Source organism: Agromyces sp. NPDC058104 (genome assembly GCF_042884835.1).
GTDB lineage: Bacteria > Actinomycetota > Actinomycetes > Actinomycetales > Microbacteriaceae > Agromyces.
This window is the reverse complement of sequence record NZ_JBHVTD010000001.1, coordinates 103,149-121,878: the sequence shown is the minus strand read 5'-3', so window position 1 is coordinate 121,878 and position 18,730 is coordinate 103,149. Positions and strand designations below refer to the sequence as shown.

The 18,730-nt window shown below is 71.2% G+C and carries 19 protein-coding genes; 11 read left to right on the top strand and 8 right to left on the bottom strand.

The annotated features are described in order from the left end of the window. Window positions 1–71: 71 nt before the first annotated feature. Together ACFVTH_RS00580 and ACFVTH_RS00575 are read right to left on the bottom strand one after the other, a co-directional pair. Window positions 72–857 carry an ABC transporter ATP-binding protein gene (locus tag ACFVTH_RS00580; RefSeq protein ID WP_387085534.1) on the bottom strand — a complete coding sequence of 262 codons (786 nt, stop codon included), beginning with the start codon at window positions 855–857 and terminating at the stop codon, window positions 72–74. Continuing rightward, window positions 857–1,669, bottom strand: coding sequence for an ABC transporter permease (locus ACFVTH_RS00575; RefSeq protein WP_387085531.1), 813 nt, complete (start codon window positions 1,667–1,669; stop codon window positions 857–859). The genes ACFVTH_RS00580 and ACFVTH_RS00575 overlap by 1 nt, the downstream gene beginning before the upstream one ends. A gap of 91 nt (window positions 1,670–1,760) precedes the next feature. Between ACFVTH_RS00575 and ACFVTH_RS00570 the strand changes: the two genes are divergently transcribed. Further along, a complete protein-coding gene (locus ACFVTH_RS00570) occupies window positions 1,761–2,300 on the top strand; it encodes an ECF transporter S component (protein WP_386940432.1) in 540 nt (179 codons plus the stop codon). Window positions 2,301–2,387: 87 nt separating this feature from the next. Here ACFVTH_RS00570 and ACFVTH_RS00565 read toward each other — a convergent pair whose 3' ends face one another. Beyond that, the gene (locus tag ACFVTH_RS00565) at window positions 2,388–3,080 is read right to left on the bottom strand and encodes an NTP transferase domain-containing protein (RefSeq protein ID WP_386940434.1); all 693 of its coding nucleotides are present in this window, start codon (window positions 3,078–3,080) and stop codon (window positions 2,388–2,390) included. 401 nt (window positions 3,081–3,481) lie between these two features. Here ACFVTH_RS00565 and ACFVTH_RS00560 point away from each other — a divergent pair, with 401 nt between their 5' ends. From ACFVTH_RS00560 to dctP, 4 genes are all read left to right on the top strand, one after another. After that, a complete protein-coding gene (locus ACFVTH_RS00560; protein WP_387085528.1) occupies window positions 3,482–5,101 on the top strand; it encodes an ABC transporter ATP-binding protein in 1,620 nt (539 codons plus the stop codon). Further along, window positions 5,077–6,651 carry a hypothetical protein gene (locus ACFVTH_RS00555; RefSeq protein ID WP_387085526.1) on the top strand — a complete coding sequence of 525 codons (1,575 nt, stop codon included), beginning with the start codon at window positions 5,077–5,079 and terminating at the stop codon, window positions 6,649–6,651. The genes ACFVTH_RS00560 and ACFVTH_RS00555 overlap by 25 nt, the downstream gene beginning before the upstream one ends. 59 nt (window positions 6,652–6,710) lie before the next feature. Further along, window positions 6,711–6,998: a DUF3039 domain-containing protein gene (locus tag ACFVTH_RS00550; RefSeq protein WP_386940440.1), complete on the top strand. Its 288-nt coding sequence runs from the start codon at window positions 6,711–6,713 to the stop codon at window positions 6,996–6,998. Between the two features lie 117 nt (window positions 6,999–7,115). After that, window positions 7,116–8,195, top strand: coding sequence for a TRAP transporter substrate-binding protein DctP (gene dctP, locus ACFVTH_RS00545; protein WP_387085523.1), 1,080 nt, complete (start codon window positions 7,116–7,118; stop codon window positions 8,193–8,195). An 18-nt stretch (window positions 8,196–8,213) separates the two neighbouring features. Here the strand turns inward: dctP and ACFVTH_RS00540 are convergent, their stop codons facing one another. Beyond that, window positions 8,214–9,533 carry a nicotinate phosphoribosyltransferase gene (locus ACFVTH_RS00540; protein ID WP_387085520.1) on the bottom strand — a complete coding sequence of 440 codons (1,320 nt, stop codon included), beginning with the start codon at window positions 9,531–9,533 and terminating at the stop codon, window positions 8,214–8,216. An 82-nt stretch (window positions 9,534–9,615) separates the two neighbouring features. On the opposite strand from ACFVTH_RS00540, the gene murI reads away from it, so the two are divergent. From murI to rdgB, 3 genes are read left to right on the top strand one after another with little or no spacing between them, the layout of a single operon-like run. Further along, window positions 9,616–10,464: a glutamate racemase gene (murI, locus tag ACFVTH_RS00535; RefSeq protein WP_387085517.1), complete on the top strand. Its 849-nt coding sequence runs from the start codon at window positions 9,616–9,618 to the stop codon at window positions 10,462–10,464. Beyond that, a complete protein-coding gene (gene rph / locus ACFVTH_RS00530) occupies window positions 10,461–11,228 on the top strand; it encodes a ribonuclease PH (RefSeq protein WP_386940450.1) in 768 nt (255 codons plus the stop codon). The genes murI and rph overlap by 4 nt, the downstream gene beginning before the upstream one ends. A gap of 2 nt (window positions 11,229–11,230) precedes the next feature. After that, a complete protein-coding gene (gene rdgB, locus ACFVTH_RS00525; RefSeq protein ID WP_387085514.1) occupies window positions 11,231–11,869 on the top strand; it encodes an RdgB/HAM1 family non-canonical purine NTP pyrophosphatase in 639 nt (212 codons plus the stop codon). A 78-nt stretch (window positions 11,870–11,947) separates the two neighbouring features. On the opposite strand, the gene ACFVTH_RS00520 is transcribed toward rdgB, so the two are convergent. Beyond that, window positions 11,948–12,778 carry an alpha/beta hydrolase family protein gene (locus tag ACFVTH_RS00520; protein ID WP_387085511.1) on the bottom strand — a complete coding sequence of 277 codons (831 nt, stop codon included), beginning with the start codon at window positions 12,776–12,778 and terminating at the stop codon, window positions 11,948–11,950. Window positions 12,779–12,935: 157 nt separating this feature from the next. Here ACFVTH_RS00520 and ACFVTH_RS00515 point away from each other — a divergent pair, with 157 nt between their 5' ends. Further along, window positions 12,936–13,862 carry a cation diffusion facilitator family transporter gene (locus ACFVTH_RS00515; RefSeq protein WP_387085508.1) on the top strand — a complete coding sequence of 309 codons (927 nt, stop codon included), beginning with the start codon at window positions 12,936–12,938 and terminating at the stop codon, window positions 13,860–13,862. 65 nt (window positions 13,863–13,927) lie between these two features. Here ACFVTH_RS00515 and ACFVTH_RS00510 read toward each other — a convergent pair whose 3' ends face one another. Beyond that, window positions 13,928–14,518 carry a TetR/AcrR family transcriptional regulator gene (locus ACFVTH_RS00510; RefSeq protein WP_387085505.1) on the bottom strand — a complete coding sequence of 197 codons (591 nt, stop codon included), beginning with the start codon at window positions 14,516–14,518 and terminating at the stop codon, window positions 13,928–13,930. Window positions 14,519–14,603: 85 nt separating this feature from the next. Here ACFVTH_RS00510 and ACFVTH_RS00505 point away from each other — a divergent pair, with 85 nt between their 5' ends. Beyond that, window positions 14,604–15,437 (top strand): oxidoreductase, encoded by an 834-nt coding sequence (locus ACFVTH_RS00505; RefSeq protein ID WP_387085502.1) that lies wholly within the window; start codon window positions 14,604–14,606, stop codon window positions 15,435–15,437. A gap of 499 nt (window positions 15,438–15,936) precedes the next feature. Here ACFVTH_RS00505 and ACFVTH_RS00500 read toward each other — a convergent pair whose 3' ends face one another. Beyond that, complete coding sequence (locus ACFVTH_RS00500; protein WP_387085499.1) at window positions 15,937–16,701, bottom strand: DedA family protein; 765 nt, start codon at window positions 16,699–16,701, stop codon at window positions 15,937–15,939. A 177-nt stretch (window positions 16,702–16,878) separates the two neighbouring features. Continuing rightward, window positions 16,879–17,553, bottom strand: a complete 675-nt coding sequence (locus ACFVTH_RS00495; protein ID WP_387085496.1) for a heme oxygenase (biliverdin-producing) — start codon at window positions 17,551–17,553, stop codon at window positions 16,879–16,881. A 111-nt stretch (window positions 17,554–17,664) separates the two neighbouring features. Here ACFVTH_RS00495 and ACFVTH_RS00490 point away from each other — a divergent pair, with 111 nt between their 5' ends. After that, on the top strand, window positions 17,665–18,534 hold the full coding sequence (locus ACFVTH_RS00490) for an LLM class flavin-dependent oxidoreductase (RefSeq protein WP_387085493.1): 870 nt from the start codon (window positions 17,665–17,667) through the stop codon (window positions 18,532–18,534). Window positions 18,535–18,730: the final 196 nt, after the last annotated feature.

The window sequence follows — 18,730 nt, the reverse complement described above, 5'->3', positions numbered from 1 at the left end:
AGGCGGCGGGCGCGGCGGAGACGGGGAAAGACCGCCGCGCCCGCGCTCCGCGGCGCTGCCGCAGTGCCGCGTTACTTGCCGGTGCCGTAGTCGTGGTTGTACCGCGTGAGCACCTCGTCGATCGGGCCGTCGAGTGCGAGCTCGCCCTTGTCGAGGTAGAGGCCGCGGGTGCAGAAGCGGCGCAGGTCGCGCTCGTTGTGCGAGACGAAGAACAGGGTGCGGCCGCCCGCGAGCAGTTCGTCGATGCGCTCGTAGCACTTCTCGCGGAATGCCTTGTCACCGACGGCGAGCACCTCGTCGACCAGCATGATCGGCTCCTCGAGCTGCGAGATCACGGCGAACGCGATGCGCACCTTCATGCCGCTCGAGAGGTGCTTGTACGGGGTGTCGAGGAAGTCGCCGATCTCGGCGAAGCCGATGATGTCGTCGAATCGGGCGTCGATCTGCGAGCGCGCCATGCCGTGCAGCCCCGCCGTCAGGTACACGTTGTCGCGCACCGTCAGGTCGTCGACGAAGCCGCCCGTGATCTCGATGAGCGGCGCGACGCCGCCGGCGACCGTGACCGAGCCCTCGTCGGGCAGCATGACGCCCGCGACGAGCTTCAGCAGCGTCGACTTGCCCTGGCCGTTGCGGCCCACGACCCCGATCGCCTCGCCCTGGCGCACGTCGAACGAGACGTCGCGCAGCGCCCAGAACTCGCCGGGGCGTGTGCGACGCCGTCGACCGGCGAGGAGGTCCTTGAAGGAGCGACGGCCGCGCCGGTTGCGCCGGAAGCGCACCCCGAGTCCTTCGACGCGGATGTCGAACGCCTCGCTCGTCTCGCGGCCGATGCCGTCGCGCACGGATGCCTCGGTCATCAGATCTCCTTCAGCACCTGTCGCTCGGATCGACGGAAGACCCAGAGCCCGAGGGCGAGGAAGGCGAGCGACATGACCGCGGCGACCGCGACCTCGAACCAGATCAGCTGGTCGGGGAAGAACGCGGACCGGTAGAGGGAGAAGATGCCCGACAGCGGGTTGAACGCCGCCCAGAACTGCATGCCCTGGGGCAGGTCGGTCGAGGCGTAGATGATCGGCGTCGCGTAGAAGAGGAACCGGAGGACCAGCTTCACCGCGCGCTCGAGGTCGCGGAAGAACACCACGAGCGGGGCGACGATGAGGCTGACGCCGGCGGTCAGCACGGCCTGCATGAGGATCGCGAGCGGGAAGTAGACGATCTGCCAGTGGAGCTCTGCGCCGAACAGGATGGCGAAGAGCGCGAGCACCGGCAGCGCGAAGACGAACTCGATGCCCTTCGAGAGCACGATCCGGTTGACCCAGATCGTGCGCGGGATCATCGTCGACCTGACGAGCTTCGCGTCCTTCAGGAACGCCCTGGTCGAGTCGGAGACGGCGCCGTTGAACCACATCCACGGCAGGAGCGCCGAGAGCAGGAAGACGATGTAGGGGTCGGTGCCCACGCCCTTGTTGAAGACCTGGGTGAACACGAACCAGTAGATGCCCGCCATCACGAGCGGATCGAGCACCGACCAGACGTAGCCCAGCGCGGAGGTCGAGTAGCGCACCTTGAGGTCGCGGGTCGTGAGCAGCCAGAGCGCATGCCGGTACCGCGCGAACGGCGTCCGCTGCAGCGGATGCGCGTCTCGGTACGACACCGATGCTGTGCTCATCACGCCTCTCATCGTAGATGCCTCTCCGGGGTAGATTTGATGCAGACGGGTGGCGACGTGCCGAGCCCGACTCGGAAGGAACGAGCGCCCCGTGCACCGCACCAGCACCCGCGTCATTCTCAGCTGCGCCGCGATCGGCGTCGGCGGCGGCCTCGTCGCGGCCGGCTCCGGGTACTTCGCCGGCCTCATCGCCGGCATCGCGCCCATGCTCTACGGCATCACGATCGGCACGCACTTCCTGCCGAGCGCCGTGGCACTGGCGCTCCTCAAGCGTCCCGGGGTCGGCATCCTCACGGGCTTCATCGCGGGCCTCGTCGGCGCGGCGTTCGCGCCCCACTGGATCCTGCGGTTCCTCGGCACCGGCCTGCTCGTCGGCGCGCTGCTCGAGCTGCCCTTTTTCCTCACCCGGTACAAGAACTGGTCGCCGTGGCTGTACTACGTCGCCGCGGCCGGCTCGGGCATCGTGCTCGCCGTGGGCACGTTCATCGCGCTCGGCCCCGAGCACTACGCGCCGTGGTTCTGGGTGCTCTACCTCGCCATGTTCGCGCTGAGCCCGGTGCTGTTCACCTGGCTCGGCCGCGTCATCGCCGCGTCGCTGTCGCGCGCCGGCGTCGCCCGCACCCTGCGCTGAGCGCCCGCCCGGCCCGACGGCGCCGGGTACGACGAAGGGCGGATGCCGCAGCATCCGCCCTTCGCCTCTTGCGCTGTGTGGAGCAGGTCACACGAAGTGGTTCGCGCGCTCCAGGTCTTCGGCGAAGTCGATCTCGACCGCGTAGAGGTCGGAGACGTCCATCGGCTCGACGAGGAGGCCGTTGTTCTCGATCGCGAGCTCGAGGCCGCGCTCGAAGTAGTCCTGGTCGCCGACCCGCTGCAGGTGGGCGAGGAACGTCGCCTTGTCGCGGCTCGAGATGTAGTTGATGCCGACGGCCTCGCCGAGCCCGCCCTTGACGGTCTTGGAGAGCTCCTTGATGTAGCCCTCGGCGCTCGTCGTGTACTTGACCTCCTCGTCGGAGACCTTCGCCGTGTTCACGGTCACGAACGACTGGTCGCGAGCGATGAGGGGGAGTGCCCGGTCGAGGATGGCCGGGTCGAAGACGACGTCGCCGTTCATCCACAGCACGCCGCCCGCCTGCGACGCCGCGAGGGCGCGCATGAGCGACTTCGAGGTGTTCGTCTGGTCGTACTCCTCGTTGTAGACGAAGGACGCCTGCGGGAACGCCTCGATGATGTGCTCGAGCTTGTAGCCGACGACGATCGTCACGTCGGCGTTCGCGCCGAACGCGTGCTCGACGTTGTCGAACTGCTGGCGCATGATGGTGCGGCCGTCGCTGAGCTCGGTCAGGGGCTTGGGGAGGGATCGCCCGAGCCGGCTTCCCATGCCGGCCGCGAGAATCACGATCTGGGTGGTCACTGCATCTCCTTCGGTGGGTCGGATGCCCCCACCGGGCGACCTCGATCGGAGGAGTTCGCCCGGAGTTCATCCGGAAGTTCACATGTGGACACGCCGTTATGCCGCAACCCAGCGTATCCGGCGGTCCTCCCGGGTCGCCATCCGGGGCGTCCGGTCGTAGTGGGATCGTGATGTGACGCACAGGGAATCCACAGTCAGGCGATCGCGGCGTCGACGCGCGCTCGGCGGGCGGTCATTGGTAGGTTTGCTTGGTGACTTCCGTTTCGCGCTCTGATCACGACGACGAAGCTGCCGAAGGCACCGGTGCGGGGGCGCCTCGAAAGGGCGGAACCGCGTCGGGAGCGTCGGGCAGCGCCGCTTCGGGAGCCCGGAAGAGCGCCGGGAAATCCTCCCCGAAGACGATGACCCCCGCCGAACGGGCCGCCGCGCGATCGGCCGCCGCGAAGAAGGCGGCCGCGACCCGGCGCGCGAACAAGGCGGCCGCGGAGGCCGCCGAGCAGGGCGTCGCGACCGACCCGGGCGACTCGAAGCGCACGGGCGCGTCGAACGCCGCCTCCGCCGCCGCGCGCACCGCACGCGGCGCCGGGGCCAAGAACGCGCGCACCGCGCGAGACTCGGCCGCCAGGAGCGCGGCGAGCACGCCCGGCGACCGCAGCAGGGCGACCGCGGCGGCGAGTGCGCAGCGCCAGGCGCAGCAGCGCGTCGCTGCCTCGGTCACGACCGAGACGACCGCGGCCGAGCGCGCCCCCAGGAAGCCCGCCGACCAGACGATCCCCGCGGCGGCCAGCGAGCCGCCCGTGGTCGCCGAGCGGCACGAGCCCGGCCGCGACGAGATCGACGAGACCACCACCGAACGCCGCACGCCGGTCGCCGAGGTGCGGGCCGCCGCGGCCGCCGTCGCCGCGAGCGAGGCGGCGCAGGCCGAGTCGGCGAGCGAGGAGGCCGCGTCGCGCGAGGAGGGCGCGTCGCGCGACGCGGAGCCGACGGCCGTCGAGCGGCCCGTCGTCGAGGCCGAGACGCCGGTCGCGACCGCCGACGAGGCGACCGTCGTGGAGCCCGCCGTCGTGGAGCCCGCCGTCGCGGAGCCCGCCGTCGCGGCGACCGCGGCCGACGAGTCCGCGATCGACGAGGGGTCGGCGCCCGAGGCATCCGCACCGCTCATCGCGGCGCAGTCGGTCGCCGTGATCCCCGCCAAGAAGAACGCCGCCCCCCGCAAGAAGCGCACCCTGCGCGTCGCGCGCCCGGCGCCGCCCGAGGGCACGCCGAACGTGCTCTCGATCACGGGGCTCGTCAAGCGCTTCGGCGAGAACACCGCCGTCGACGGCATCAGCCTCGACGTGCGTGCGGGCTCGTTCTTCGGCATCGTCGGGCCGAACGGCGCGGGCAAGACCACGACGCTCTCGATGATCACCGGGCTCCTCCGGCCCGATGCCGGCACGGTCCGCATCCACGACATCGACGCCTGGGTCGACCCGCACGCCGCGAAGCGCGCGACCGGCGTGCTGCCCGACCGCCTGCGGCTCTTCGACCGCCTGACGGGCGCGCAGCTGCTCTACTACTCGGGCATCCTCCGCGGACTCGACAACCGCACCGTGCGCGAGCGCAGCGCCGACCTGATCGCGGCCTTCGGCCTCGACGACGCCGTCGACCGGCTCGTGGCCGACTACTCGGCCGGCATGACGAAGAAGATCGCGCTCGCGTGCGCCATGATCCACTCGCCGCGGCTGCTCGTGCTCGACGAGCCGTTCGAGTCGGTCGACCCGGTGTCGGCCGCGAACCTCACCGAGATCCTCGAGCGCTACGTCGCCGGCGGCGGCACGGTCGTGCTCTCGAGCCACGGCATGGACCTGATCGAGCGCGTCTGCGACTCGGCCGCGATCATCGTCTCCGGGCGGGTGCTCGCCGCGGGCACCCTCGACGAGGTGCGCGCCGGTCACACCCTCGAAGACCGATTCGTCGAGCTCGCGGGCGGGCGCAAGGCAGCGGAAGGCATGGAATGGTTGCACAGTTTCTCCGACTGAAACTGCGCCTGCTGGCGAACATCTTCCGCCGCAGCACCTGGCAAGTGGTCGGCATCGTGCTCGGTCTCGTCTACGGACTCGGTCTCGCGCTGCTGCTCTTCCTCTCGCTCGTGGGGCTGCGCCTCGTCGAGGACGTGGCGGTCATCCGCGACGTGCTCGTCGTGGCCGGTGCGGCGACCGTCCTCGGATTCATCGTGTTCCCCCTGGTCTTCGGCACGGAAGACACGATGGACCCCCGTCGCTTCGCCTTCTTCGGCCTGCCCGACCGCACCCTCGCGCTCGCGCTCGCGGTCGCGGGGCTCATCGGCATCCCGGCGCTCGTGCTCGCGATCGTGCTGCTCGGCACCGTCGTGACGTGGTCGCGCGGCGTCGCGGAGACGCTCCTCGCGCTCATCTCGGCGGCGCTGGCCTTCGCGACCTGCCTCCTGCTCGCCCGCGTGACGACGGCGCTCGCCTCGTTCCTGCTCTCGACGCGACGCTCGCGCGAGCTGATGGGCGTCATCGGCCTGCTCCTCATCGTCATGCTGTCGCCGATCATCGTCGTGCTCGTCACGCTCGACTGGGCGAACTCGGGGCTCGAGATCCTCGGGGTCCTCGGCGACATCCTCGGCTGGACGCCCTTCGGCGCCGTCTTCGCAGTGCCGGGTGACGCGGCCGCCGGCGCGTGGGGCCCCGCCATCCTCGAACTGCTGATCGCCGCCGCCACCCTGGGCGCGATCTGGCTCGCCTGGCAGGCGCTCGTCGCGAAGATGCTCGTGACCCCCGGTCGCGAGGCGTCGGCGAAGAGCTACCGCGGGCTCGGCTGGTTCGATCGGATGCCGCACGGTGCGACCGGCGCCGTCGCGGCGCGCAGCTTCACCTACTGGTTCCGCGACGCCCGCTACTGGGTGTCGATCGTCATGGTGCCGATCGTGCCCGTGCTCGTCATGGTGCCGCTCGGCGTCGCCGGGGTGCCCCTGCAGTACCTCGGCCTCATCCCGGTGCCGCTCATGTGCCTGTTCCTCGGCTGGAGCCTGCACAACGACACCGCGTACGACTCGACCGCGATCTGGCTGCACATCACCTCGGGCGTGCGCGGCAACGCCGACCGGCTCGGGCGCCTGATCCCGGTGCTCGTCGCCGGCGTGCTCGTGATCGGGCTCGGCAGCGCGGTCACCGTGTTCGTCCTCAACGACTGGCGCCTGCTGCCGTCGCTGCTCGGGGTGAGCACCGCGCTGCTGCTCGCCGGCCTCGGCGTCGGGTCGATCACCTCCGCACGGTTCCCGTACCCGGCCGTGAAGCCGGGCGACAGCCCGTTCCAGCAGCCGCAGTCGACGGGCGGCATCACCGCCCTCGTGCAGTCGCTGACGATGCTGGCCTCGGTGCTCGTGGCGGCGCCGGCCGCGTTCTTCGCAGCGCTCGGCATCCTCGTCGACCCGGGCTGGCACGCCGCCGCCTTCGCCTGCGGCGTCGGGCTCGGCCTGCTGGTGCTCGCGCTGGGGGTCTGGTTCGGCGGGCGCGTGTTCGACGCGCGCGGGCCCGAGATGATCGCCGCGGCGATCCGCGCCTGAGCCGTCGCCCTCGCCTCTGGCCGGTCACCGCCGCCCGATCGACGCGTAGAATCGAGCGCATGATCCACACCGTGCGCGCGAGCATCGCCGACCCCGGTCAGCCGGGCGGCGGCACCGACGTCCTCGACCGCGAACTCGAGAAGCTCCTCAACGAAGAGGCCATCGAGCCGGGCGATCACGAGCGCTTCTCCCACTACGTCCAGAAAGACAAGATCCTCGAGTCGGCGATCACGGGCAAGCCCGTGAAGGCGCTCTGCGGCAAGAAGTGGACCCCGGGTCGCGACCCCGAGAAGTTCCCGGTCTGCCCGAGCTGCAAGGAGATCTACGAGCGCATGAAGGCGGGGTAGCCCGCGCGTTCGCCGCCGTCGTGCGCCGGCTCCCCGTCGATCGGGGTTCAGTGGTGGCCACGATGGCATCCCGCCCGGCTTCCGGTACGTTCCGATGCGTCGAACCGGGGGTGACCGATGGCGATCGTACGCACGGACAGGCGCAGCACGCCGGTGGTGCTGTGCGTCGTGCTGCTCGGGCTCGTGGGTTGCACCGCCGCGCCTGAGCCCCGGGGCGGCGACGAGGCGGGCGTCACGACCCTGCGCCTGGCCCGTACGGGATCGTTCGCCGATGTGCAGATCGACGCCTTCTCGGAGGCGGTGGCGACGGGCTCGGGCGGCGCACTCGAGATCTCGATCGCCGAGGAGTACGAGACCGACACCAACCTCATCGAGGAGGAGATCGTCGCGGCGGTCGCCGCGGGCGAGGTCGATCTCGGCTGGATCGGCAGCCGCGTCTTCGCCGGCCTCGGCGTCCACGACCTCGACGCGCTCACCGCGCCCTTGCTGATCGACTCGCTCGATGCCGAGCGGGCGGTGCTCGACAGCGGGATCGCGGCGGAGATGCTGCCGGCGCTCGACGAGCTCGGCGTGGTCGGACTCGCCGTCATGGGCGGAAGCCTCCGCCACCCCATCGCGGTCGACGCGCCGGTGCTCGGGGTCGCCGACTACGCCGGCCTGCCCTTCCACGTCTTCCACGGCGAAGGCGCGTTCGAGACGCTCGCACTCCTCGGGGCGGCGCCCGTCGACGTCCCGCCGCCCCAGCGGGACAGCGGGCTCCTCGACGGCTCGATCGCTGCGTTCGAGAACAGCGTGCCGTACTTCGCCTCGTCGTTCGCCGACAAGGGCACGCCGTACCTCACCCTCGACGTCGCGCTCTGGCCGTCGATGGGCGTGCTGATCGCCGACCCCGAAGCGCTCGCCTCGCTCGACGAGTCCGACCGTCAGGCAGTGACGGGCGCCGCGGAGCAGACCGCCGAGCGGTCGGTCGACCTCGTCGACGACGACGGCGACGTCATCGCCGCCGCGTGCGCGGAGGGGGCGACATTCGCGCAGGCCGGCCCCGATGCCGTCGCCGAGCTGCGCACGGCGGTCGCGCCCGAGCACGCGCGGCTGGCCGAGTGGCCGGCGAGCCGGGGCTTCCTCGACCGGATCACCGAGATCGTCGCCGAGGTGGATGCAGTCGCGCCGGAGATCCCGGCGGGCTGCTCGGGCTGAGCAGTGCCGCGGAGCGGGTCAGCGGTACGTCGTCGGAATGACGGGTTCGCCCCGTCCGAGCCGGAACGCCTCGATCGGCAGCTCCTGCATGACCTCGGCGCGGTGCGCGCGGGCCGCCGTCGTGCCCGCAGCGCCGAGGAACGCGGGGTCGACCTCGCCCTTCGCGACGAGCTGCACCATGAGCGGGCGCAGCCGGTCGCCCGCGTCGAACTCGGCCTCGCCGTCGGGGCCGTCGCCGACGAAGACGAGCTCCTCGCGCGCCGTGCGGGTGGCGTCGAGGCGGCGGGCCGCGTTCTTGCGGCCGCCGACGCTGGCCTTCTGCGTCGAGGCCTTCGCGACGGGGATCCACTCGCCGGCGTCGTCGCGTCGGGCGACGAGCTTGTAGACCATGCCGGCGGCGGGGAATCCCGATCCGGTGACGACCGCGGTGCCCACGCCGTAGGCGTCGACGGGTGCCCCCGAGAGGCCGGCGATCGTGAACTCGTCGAGGTCGCTCGTCACGGTGATCTTCGTGTCGACCGCGCCGAGCGCGTCGAGTTGCTCGCGGACGGCGGCGACGACCGTGGGCAGGTCGCCCGAGTCGATGCGCACGGCGCCGAGCTCAGGGCCGGCGACCTTCACCGCGAGCTCGACGCCGCGGGTGATGTCATAGGTGTCGACGAGCAACGTGGTCTTCGGACCGAACGCCTCGACCTGGGCGCGGAACGCGGCCTCCTCGGTGTCGTGCAGGAGCGTGAAGGCGTGCGCGGCGGTGCCCATCGTCGGGATGCCCCAGGTGCGGCCCGCCTCGAGGTTCGAGGTCGCGTCGAAGCCGGCGATGTAGGCCGCACGGGCCGCGGCGATCGCGGCGCGCTCGCTCGTGCGGCGCGAGCCCATCTCGGAGATGGGGCGGCCGAGCGCGACCGAGACCATGCGGGCCGCGGCGCTCGCGACCGAGGAGTCGTAGTTCAGAGTCGACAGCACGATCGTCTCGAGCATGACCGCCTCGGCGAAGCTCGCCTGGATCGTCAGCAGCGGCGACCCCGGGAAGTACGCCTCGCCCTCGCGGTAGCCCCAGATGTCGCCGGCGAAGCGGTAGTCGGCGAGCCAGTCGATCGTCGCGGGCCGCACCACCTCGTGCTCGCGGAGCCACTCGAGCTCGGCGTCCTCGAAGCGGAAGCCCTGCACGAGCTCGAGCAGGCGCCCGGTGCCCGCGACGACGCCGTAGCGGCGGCCGTCGGGCAGGCGTCTCGCGAAGGCCTCGAAGAGGCTCTCGCGGTGGGCGGTGCCGTCGAGGAGGGCGGCATCGACCATCGTGAGTTCGTAGCGGTCGGTGAAGAGGGCAGCTGAGCCGGTCACGCACCCGAGCCTACTGGGGCATCGCGCCGAAACGGCCGCTCGCCGTCACCGCGCGCCGGGGACTCGCCTAAGCTTGAACCTCGTGACGGATGCACCGATCGGAATCTTCGACTCGGGGGTCGGTGGACTCACCGTGGCCCGCGCCGTCAAGGACCAGCTGCCGAACGAGTCGATCCTCTACATCGGCGACCTCGAGCACTCGCCCTACGGGCCGAAGAAGATCGCCGACGTGCGGGGCTACGCCCTCGCCGTGCTCGACGACCTCGTCGCGCAGGGCGTGAAGATGCTCGTCATCGCGTGCAACACCGCCTCGGCGGCGATGCTCCGCGATGCGCGCGAGCGGTACGACGTGCCGGTCGTCGAGGTGATCCAGCCGGCCGTGCGCCGAGCGGTCGCCGCGACGAAGACCGGTCGGGTCGGCGTCATCGGCACCCAGGGCACCGTCTCGTCGCGGGCGTACGACGACGCCTTCGCCGCCGCGCCGCACCTCGAGCTCTTCTCGCAGGCCTGCCCCCGCTTCGTCGAGTTCGTCGAGGCGGGCGTCACGACCGGCGACGAGCTGCTCGCCGTCGCCGAGGAGTACCTCGAGCCGCTGCGCCGCGCCGACATCGACACCCTCGTGCTCGGCTGCACGCACTACCCGTTCCTCAAGGGCGCGATCTCGTACGTCATGGGCGAGGGCGTCACGCTCGTCTCGAGCGACGTCGAGACCGCGAACGACGTCTACCGCGTGCTCGTCTCCGGCGGCATGGAACGGCGCGACCCGACGCCCCCCAGCTACCGCTACGAGGCGACCGGGCAGTCGACGAGCGCCTTCCTCGACCTCGCCCACCGACTCATCGCCCCCGAGATCCCGAGCGTCGAGCTCGTGCAGACGGGGGCCGTCACCCTTCCCGACCGCGAACGACTTCGACTGGAGAACAACGCATGACCGAGGCATCCGCCACCCCGATCGTTCGCGCCGACGGGCGCACGCCCGACCAGCTGCGCGAGGTGACCATCGAGCGCGGCTGGAGCGCCCACGCCGAGGGGAGCGCGCTCATCTCGTTCGGCGGCACCAAGGTGCTCTGCACCGCGAGCTTCACGAACGGCGTCCCGCGCTGGCTCAACGGCAAGGGCAAGGGCTGGGTCACGGCCGAGTACGCGATGCTGCCGCGGGCGACGAACACCCGCAACGACCGCGAGAGCGTGAAGGGCCGCATCGGCGGCCGCACCCACGAGATCAGCCGCCTCATCGGCCGCAGCCTGCGCGCGGTCGTCGACATGAAGGCGCTCGGCGAGAACACCCTCCAGATCGACTGCGACGTGCTGCAGGCCGACGGCGGCACCCGCACCGCGGCGATCACGGGCGCGTACGTGGCCATGGCCGACGCGATCGAGTGGGCCCGGGGCCAGAAGTTCATCGGGCAGCGTGCCACCCCGCTCATCGACACCGTCTCGGCGGTCTCGGTCGGCATCATCGACGGCACGCCCATGCTCGACCTCGCCTACGTCGAGGACGTGCGCGCCGAGACCGACATGAACGTCGTCGCCACGGGTCGCGGCCTCTTCGTCGAGGTGCAGGGCACCGCCGAGGGCGCGCCGTTCGACCGCCGAGAGCTCGACTCGCTGCTCGACCTCGCGCTCGCCGGCACCGCCTCGCTCACCGAGCTGCAGCGGGCGGCGCTCGCCGCGTCGCTCGCGGCGGGGGAGTGAGCGTGGCCGGGCTCGAGGTCGTGCTCGCGACCCACAACGCGCACAAGGTCGCCGAGTTCCAGCGCATCCTGGGCGAGCGGATGCCCGGCATCACCGTGCTGCCGTACGACGGGCCCTCGCCCGTCGAGGACGGCACGAGCTTCGCCGAGAACGCCCTCATCAAGGCGCGTGCCGCCGCTGCCCACACGGGGCGCATCGCGCTCGCCGACGACTCGGGCATCGGGGTCGACGTGATGGGCGGTGCGCCCGGCATCTTCTCGGCGCGCTGGGCGGGGCACTCGGCCGGCGACGTCGAGAACGTGCGACTGCTGCTCGCGCAGCTCGGCGACGTGCGCCGGCCGAACCGCGGGGCGGCGTTCCACTGCACGATCGCGGTGGTCGTGCCGGCCGCGCTGACGGGCGCCGGCACCGATGAGGAGTTCGTCGCCGAGGGGCTGTGGCGGGGCGCGCTCGCCTACGAGCCGCGCGGGTCGCACGGCTTCGGCTACGACCCCGTGTTCGAGCCCGAGGGCTACGAGGTCACGGCGGCCGAGCTGCTGCCCGAGCAGAAGAACGCGATCAGCCACCGGGCGCGGGCGTTCGAGGCGCTCATCCCCGAGCTGGAGCGCATCGCCGAACGGGTCGGCGCCGCGGCCGAGTAGCCCGCGGGTGGGGCACCGGTGGCGGGAGCCGCTCGACGCTCCCGCCCCACCGGCTCACCAGGCTCGCCTCCACCCTGCTCACCCCGTGATGAACGCCGTCACCCGTTCGGCGAAGGCGTTGAACGCCGTGCCCGTCGTGAGCATCGCCCAGCCGTGGCCGACCCCGTCGCCGATGATCGTGACGTCGTCGCTCGCGGTCGCGTCGGCGAGCTGCTGCAGCTCGTCGATGCCGACGCTCGTGTCGTCGGGGGCGACGGCGAGCAGCAGGGGCGCCGAGAGCGCCGGCGCGTCGCCGAGCGAGTCGTAGCCGCGGAACGCGATCGGCCCGGAGAGGTCGACGACCCCGTCGAGCAGGCCGTCGGCGCCGTCGCGCCCGCCGGCGACGATCGCCGCGGTGCCGCCCATCGACGCGCCGACGACGACGACCCGCTCGGCGCCCTGCTCGCGCGCCCACTCGGCGGCGGCGAGGAGCGCGTCGGCGCCGTCGTCGACGACGTGGTTCGCATTGCGCGGGCATTCGGTCTCGCCGTAGCCGCACGAGTTCACGAGCAGCACCTGCACGCCCTGCTCGGCGAGCGTCGAGGCGTAGGGCCAGAACCCGCACTCGTCCTGGTTGCGCTGGTGCGCGAAGATCGCCGTCGTCGTGCCCTCGCCGGCGACGCCCACGTCGTACCGAGCATCGCCGACGGGCAGCCGCATCGCGCTGGACTCGACGCCCGTGTCGCCGCACCGATCGCTCGGCGAGGTCGGTGCGTCGGCCGCAGGGTCGGCCGTCGCCGCGGGCGTCGATCGGCTGCCGCCGGCCGTCTCGCCGGGGTCGCCGGCCCCCGATGCGCCCGCGCAGCTGGAGAGCGCGGCGGCGAGGCATCCGATGACGAGGGCGATGGCGAGCGTTCGGCGCGACGGCATGCCCCGCAGCCTAGGGCCGGCGGGCGACGCGCCGCGACCCCCGAGGGCATGCACCGCTGGCCGTGGGCCGGCCGCCATGCCGATGAGAACGCGACTCATTCCTGATTGGGCCGAACGGGCCCGCGGGCCCCTCCGGGCGACCTACGCTGGAAGGGACATGGCACACGATCACTCCCACGACCACGCGGCGACCGCGAATCGCACCCGCCTCTGGGTCGCGATCGCCATCATCGGCGCCTTCGTCGTCGTGCAGGTCGTCGGCGGCCTGCTGAGCGGATCGCTCGCCCTGCTCGCCGACGCCGGGCACATGACGAGCGACCTCATCGGCCTCGTCGTCGCGCTCGTCGCCGCGTTCGTCGCGGCGCGGCCGGCGACCGACCGGCAGACCTACGGGTTCCGCCGCGCCGAGGTGTTCGGGGCGCTCATCAACGGCGTGATCCTGATCGTCGTCGCGGTGAGCGTGACGATCGGCGCGATCGGGCGCCTCGTGACGGGCGCCGAGGGCGAGGCGCACGAGGTGCAGGGCGGCCTGATGCTCGCCGTCGCGATCGTCGGGCTGGCCGCGAACATCGCCGCGATGCTCGTGCTGCGCGGCGGCGCGAAGGACTCGATCAACCTGCGCGGCGCCTACCTCGAGGTGCTCGGCGACACGATCGGCTCGGCGCTCGTGATCGTCGCCGCGATCGTCATCCTGCTGACCGGGTGGAGCGCCGCCGACCCGATCGCCTCGCTCGGCATCGCGGTGCTCATCGTGCCGCGCGCCCTCTCGCTGCTGCGCGACGTCGTGCGGGTGCTCAGCGAGGGCGCGCCGGCCGAGACGGATGTCGCGGAGATCCGCGAGCACATCCTGCGCACCGCCGGCGTGGTCGCCGTGCACGACGTGCACGTGTGGCAGATCACCTCGGGTCAGCCGGTGTTCACGGCGCACGTCGAGGTCGAGCCCGAGGTCTTCGAGACGGGGCGCACGGGGGCGCTGCTCGACGAGCTCGGCGGATGCCTCAGCGAGCACTTCGACGTCGCGCACTCCACCTTCCAGCTGGAGCCCGGGGGCCGTGCCGAGCAGGAGCAGGGCTCGCACTGCTAGGCCGTGTTGCTCAAGGGTGGGATATGAGGGTCGCGTCGGTTCGCTGCATGGCTCCGGCGCTCGACTCACCGAGATGATTCGGTATCTAGGTTGATCGTGGCCGAGAACGCCGTCAGACACGGCAGCACCAGCTGTGCCCATCGCTCCCGGACGGCGTCGGGTTGGTCGAGCGGTGCGGCAAGGACGAGTGTGTAGATGTCGGCCACGGTGAGATCGTGGCGAACGGTCCCGGCGTCGATGCCGAGAGCGATCAGCTCGCTGAGTGCTGCAGCTGCCCGCGTGTCGTCGCCGACGGGCGCGGCTCCGAGGGCGGGAGCGGCGCTCTTGACGGCCTCGTTCATGGCCGAGACACGGATGACCTCGCGGAGGAAGTCGGCGAGCTCACGTAGCGGGTGTCCTGTGTTTCTGGCGCGGTCGAGTGCTGCTTCGGCCGCAATGGTCATCTGCTGGGTGTATTCGGCGATGACCGCGGCGACCAGGTCGGTCTTGGTCGGGAAGTGCCGATAGAGAGTTCCTACTGCCACTCCTGCAGCCGAGGCGATCTCGTCCATTCCTGCATCCGGTCCGTGCTCGCTGATTTGCGATCGGGCAGCGTCGAGGATCTTGACGCGGTTGCGCACCGCGTCTGCACGCATCGGTCGTTGCTGGCTGCTCATGCTTCTCCTGCCGCTGCTTGCACTTAAGTGAACTATGGTTCATCATAAATGTGAACCTCGATTCATCTTACCGCAGGAGCATGACATGACCACCAAGACCGCCCTCGTGACCGGCGCCTCTTCCGGCATCGGCGAATCCACCGCACGGAAGCTCCAGAGCCTCGGATACACCGTCTACGGAGCTGCGCGACGCGCCGACCGGCTCCAGGGCCTCAGCGCTGACGGCATCCGCCCGCTCGCGATGGACGTCACCGACGAAGCGTCGATGACTGACGGTATAGAGAAGGTCATCGCCGAGACCGGGCGGGTCGACGTGCTCGTGAACAACGCCGGCTACGGCTCATACGGCGCGATCGAAGACGTCGCCATGGACGAGGCCCGTCGCCAGTTCGATGTCAACGTTTTCGGCGCGATGCGCCTGGCCCAGCTCGTCCTGCCACACATGCGCGCACAGCACAGCGGAACGATCGTGAACATCTCCTCCATGGGCGGCAAGATTTACACGCCCCTCGGGGGCTGGTATCACGGCACGAAGTTCGCCATCGAGGCGCTCAGCGACTGCCTCCGCCTGGAGGTCGCGCCCTTCGGTATCAACGTCGTGGTCATCGAGCCGGGCGGCATCGCCACCGAATGGGGCGGCATCGCCGCGGACGGCCTCGAGAAGTTCTCGGCTTCCGGCCCGTACGCCGCCCAGGCCGCCGCAGTCGCGAAATCCCTGCGCTCGGAAGCGAACAGCAACCGCAACTCCCCGCCCTCGGTCATCTCCAATGCCATCGGAAAGGCCGTGACCGTTTCGAAGCCCAAGACACGTTACGCCGTCGGCTTCGGCGCCAAGCCGCTCATCGCCGTGCGTAGGATGCTCGGGGATCGCGCCTTCGACTTCATCATCAGCCGCGCCGTCGGGATGCCCCGTGCCTAACCACGCAGTTCGGCTGACCCGCTGGTGAGCCAGTGGCGTGTGGCGGCGAGGCAGAGTCCGGCGTGGTAATTGCGGGCAGTCTTGTCTGAACGCATCGCGATCCCGCGCCATTGCTTGAGCTTGTTGAAGCATCGCTCGACGACGTTGCGGCCGCGGTAGCGGGCGCGCTGCTCTGCAGCAGCGGCTCACCGAACCGGAGTTCGGGCTGAGCGACGCCGAACGCATGGACCTGCAGGGCGCTGAACCGCCGCTCGGCAGCCCGAAGCGGTGATCTGGACGGACGGCGGCTGGATGCTCCGATTCGCGGAGTCACGGCTCGATTTGGCGGACCCGTACGGAATGGGGGTGCTCTTCGACGGGACGAGCCCGTGCGGGATCGAGGACCTGTCCGACGTCGACGCGGTCTGAGCACTGCGGTCGCCGGTGGACCGTCGGCGCCGAGACGACGAATGCCCCCGACCGCACGCGGCGGCCAGGGGCATCCTCGAATGCTCGACGCTCAGTGCTCGTCGTGCTTGGGGCCCCGCTCGAAGACGTCGGCGTCGAGCACGAGGTGCTCGGCCTCCTCTTCGTCGGTGACGACGTCTTCGCCGGCCGCGGCCGCCTTCTTCGCCTTGCGGCGCTCGCTGAGGTAGTGCCACAGGGTGACGAGCGCCGTGCCGCCGACGGCGGCGAGGAGGATCAGGTCGATGTACTCCTTCACGAGGTCGGCGACGAAGGGGATGAACCCGATCGCATAGCCGAACATCGTGAGGCCGAAGCCCCAGAGCACCGCGCCGATGAAGTTGTAGAGCGTGTACTTGCCCTTGGGCATGTGGCCGACGCCCGCGGCGACCGGCGCGAAGGTGCGCACGATGGGCACGAAGCGGGCGAGGATGATCGTCAGGCCGCCGAAGCGCTCGAAGAAGGCGTTCGTGCGTTCGACGTTCTTGACGCTGAACAGTCCTGATTCCTTGCGTTCGAAGATCGTGGGGCCCGCCTTGTGGCCGATGTAGTAGCCGACCTCTCCGCCGAGGAACGCGGCCAGGCCGATGAGCAGCGCGACCCACCACACGCTGATGCCGAACACGCCCTCGGGCGAACCGGGCAGCGGATGCGAGAGCAGGCCCGAGATCACGAGCAGGGTGTCGCCCGGCAGCAGGAAGCCGACGAGCAGGCCCGTCTCGGCGAACACGATGCCGCACACGACGAGCAGCGCCCAGGGGCCGGCCCCGGCGATGATCGTCTCAGGATCGAGCCAGGGGATGAGTGCGGTGTGGACCATGTGCGGTGGCTCCAGTCGTCGGACCCGGCGCCGTGCTTGCGGGCACGGCGTGGTCAGCAGGCGGCGGGGTTTCGTTGCAGTTTACCGAGCGCTCGCCGAGCGCGGCATCCGACTGCAGGATGACCCGTGCCTCCCTCCGTGGAGTGATCGCCCCCGGCCGTGACCGGGCGGCGCGCGTCAGGCCGCGAGCGCGTCGAAGATCGCGCCGTTCAGGCGGAACGAGTTGCGCACCTCGTCGATGAGTGCGTCGACCTGCGCGGGCTCGAGGGCGAGGGCGTTCATCGCCTCGCGGTAGCCGCGCTTGTAGCGCACGACGCCCTCCTCGGCGGCGATGTCGAAGCGGTAGAAGGCGAGCTGCTCGGGCGTGGCGCCGTAGTGGCGGGCCACGAGGCGTGCGATGGCCTGGCCGCCCGAGAGGTCGCCGAGGTAGCGCGTGTAGTGGTGCGCGAGGAAGCGCACGTCGTCGTCGGCGAGGGCGCGGAGGTGCGCCGCGTACTCGGCGGTGGCGGGCAGCGCCGGGTGGGTCTCGCGCCAGTCGGCGGCGCCGAGCGCCGCGAGGTCGGACTCGATCGCCGCCATGCGCGCGAGCTCGGGGTCGAAGACCGCGGGGTCGCCGGCGCGGATGCCCCGGGCTTCGAGCGCCTCGTAGACCCACGCGAACTGCGCGAGGTAGCGGGTGTAGTCGTCGAGCGTCAGCTCGCCGCCCATGAGCTCGGTGATGAAGCCGCGCGACTCGGTGGCGCGGTGGTCGTCGGCCGAGGCGGCGCGCACGAGTGCGGCGACGTCGAGCGGTTCGGCCGCGTCGTGCTCGGCTGCGGGGGAGCTCGGGGCGGTGGTGGTGACGCTCGACATATCGGTCCTTCGGGTGGAGAGGTTCGGCACGGACACAGGTAAGGCTTACCTTACCGTGCGGGAGTCGGGATTTCAGCACCCGTGTCGGACGTCGGGCGTAACCTCGCCGCCATGCGCTACGGATTCATCTACCCGGGCAGCGATCCCGAGGTCGCGGTCGAACTCGCCGAGCTCGCCGAGCAGCACGGCTGGCACGGCTTCTTCGTGTGGGAGGGCATCTGGGCGACCGACCCGTGGTCGGTGCTCGCGGCCGCGGCCATGCGCACGAGCCGGGTGCGGCTCGGCACCATGCTCACCCCCGTGCCGCGCCGGCGCCCGTGGGAGCTCGCCGGCCAGACGATGACCGTCGACCGGCTCTCGCATGGGCGGGTGACGCTCTCGGTGGGGCTCGGCGTGCCCGAGGAGGCCGAAGACCGCTTCTGGATCTTCGAGCACGACCCGGGTCGTCGGGAGCGCGCCGAGCTGCTCGACGAATCGCTGGAGCTGCTGCCGAAGCTCTGGCGGGGCGAGCCGTTCGAGCACGAGGGCCCGCACTACACGGTGCGTCGCGCCGAAACGATGCTGCCGCTGCCGCCCGTGCAGGCGCGCATCCCGATCTGGGCCGTCGGGCTCTGGCCGAGCACGAAGTCGATGCGTCGTGTGGCCCGGCTCGACGGCTGGCTGCCGAACTTCGCGCCGCCCGGTGAAGGCGCCGCCGGTCCCGACGCCCAGCGCGAGCTGTTCACGCCCGCGATCGGCGCCGAGGCGATGGCCTGGCTCACCGCCGAGCGCGAGCGGCTCGGGCTCGCCGACGCCCCGTTCGACTGGGTGCAGGAGGGCACGACCGCAGGCGTCGACCCCGCGGTCGATGCGGCTGCGGTGCGCCCGTGGGCCGAGGCGGGTGCGACGTGGTGGCTCGACACCGACTGGTCGGTGCCCGCCGAGCGCATCACCGAGTACTCGCGCGAGCGGGTGGCGGCGGGGCCTCCGCGGGTCGATTGAGTCGATTGCCGGTCGGCGGTCGACGTCATACGCTGACGGTGCAGTGTCGTCGAGCGGAGTGGGGGCGCGATGCCGGCCGACAGAACCGTTGAACGAGCGTCCCTCGGGCGGGCCGCCGTCGTCATCGGGGGCATCCTGCTCGCAGGTGCGTACCTCTTCCACGTCTGGTACTTCGCGAGGAATCCCGATTTCGCGT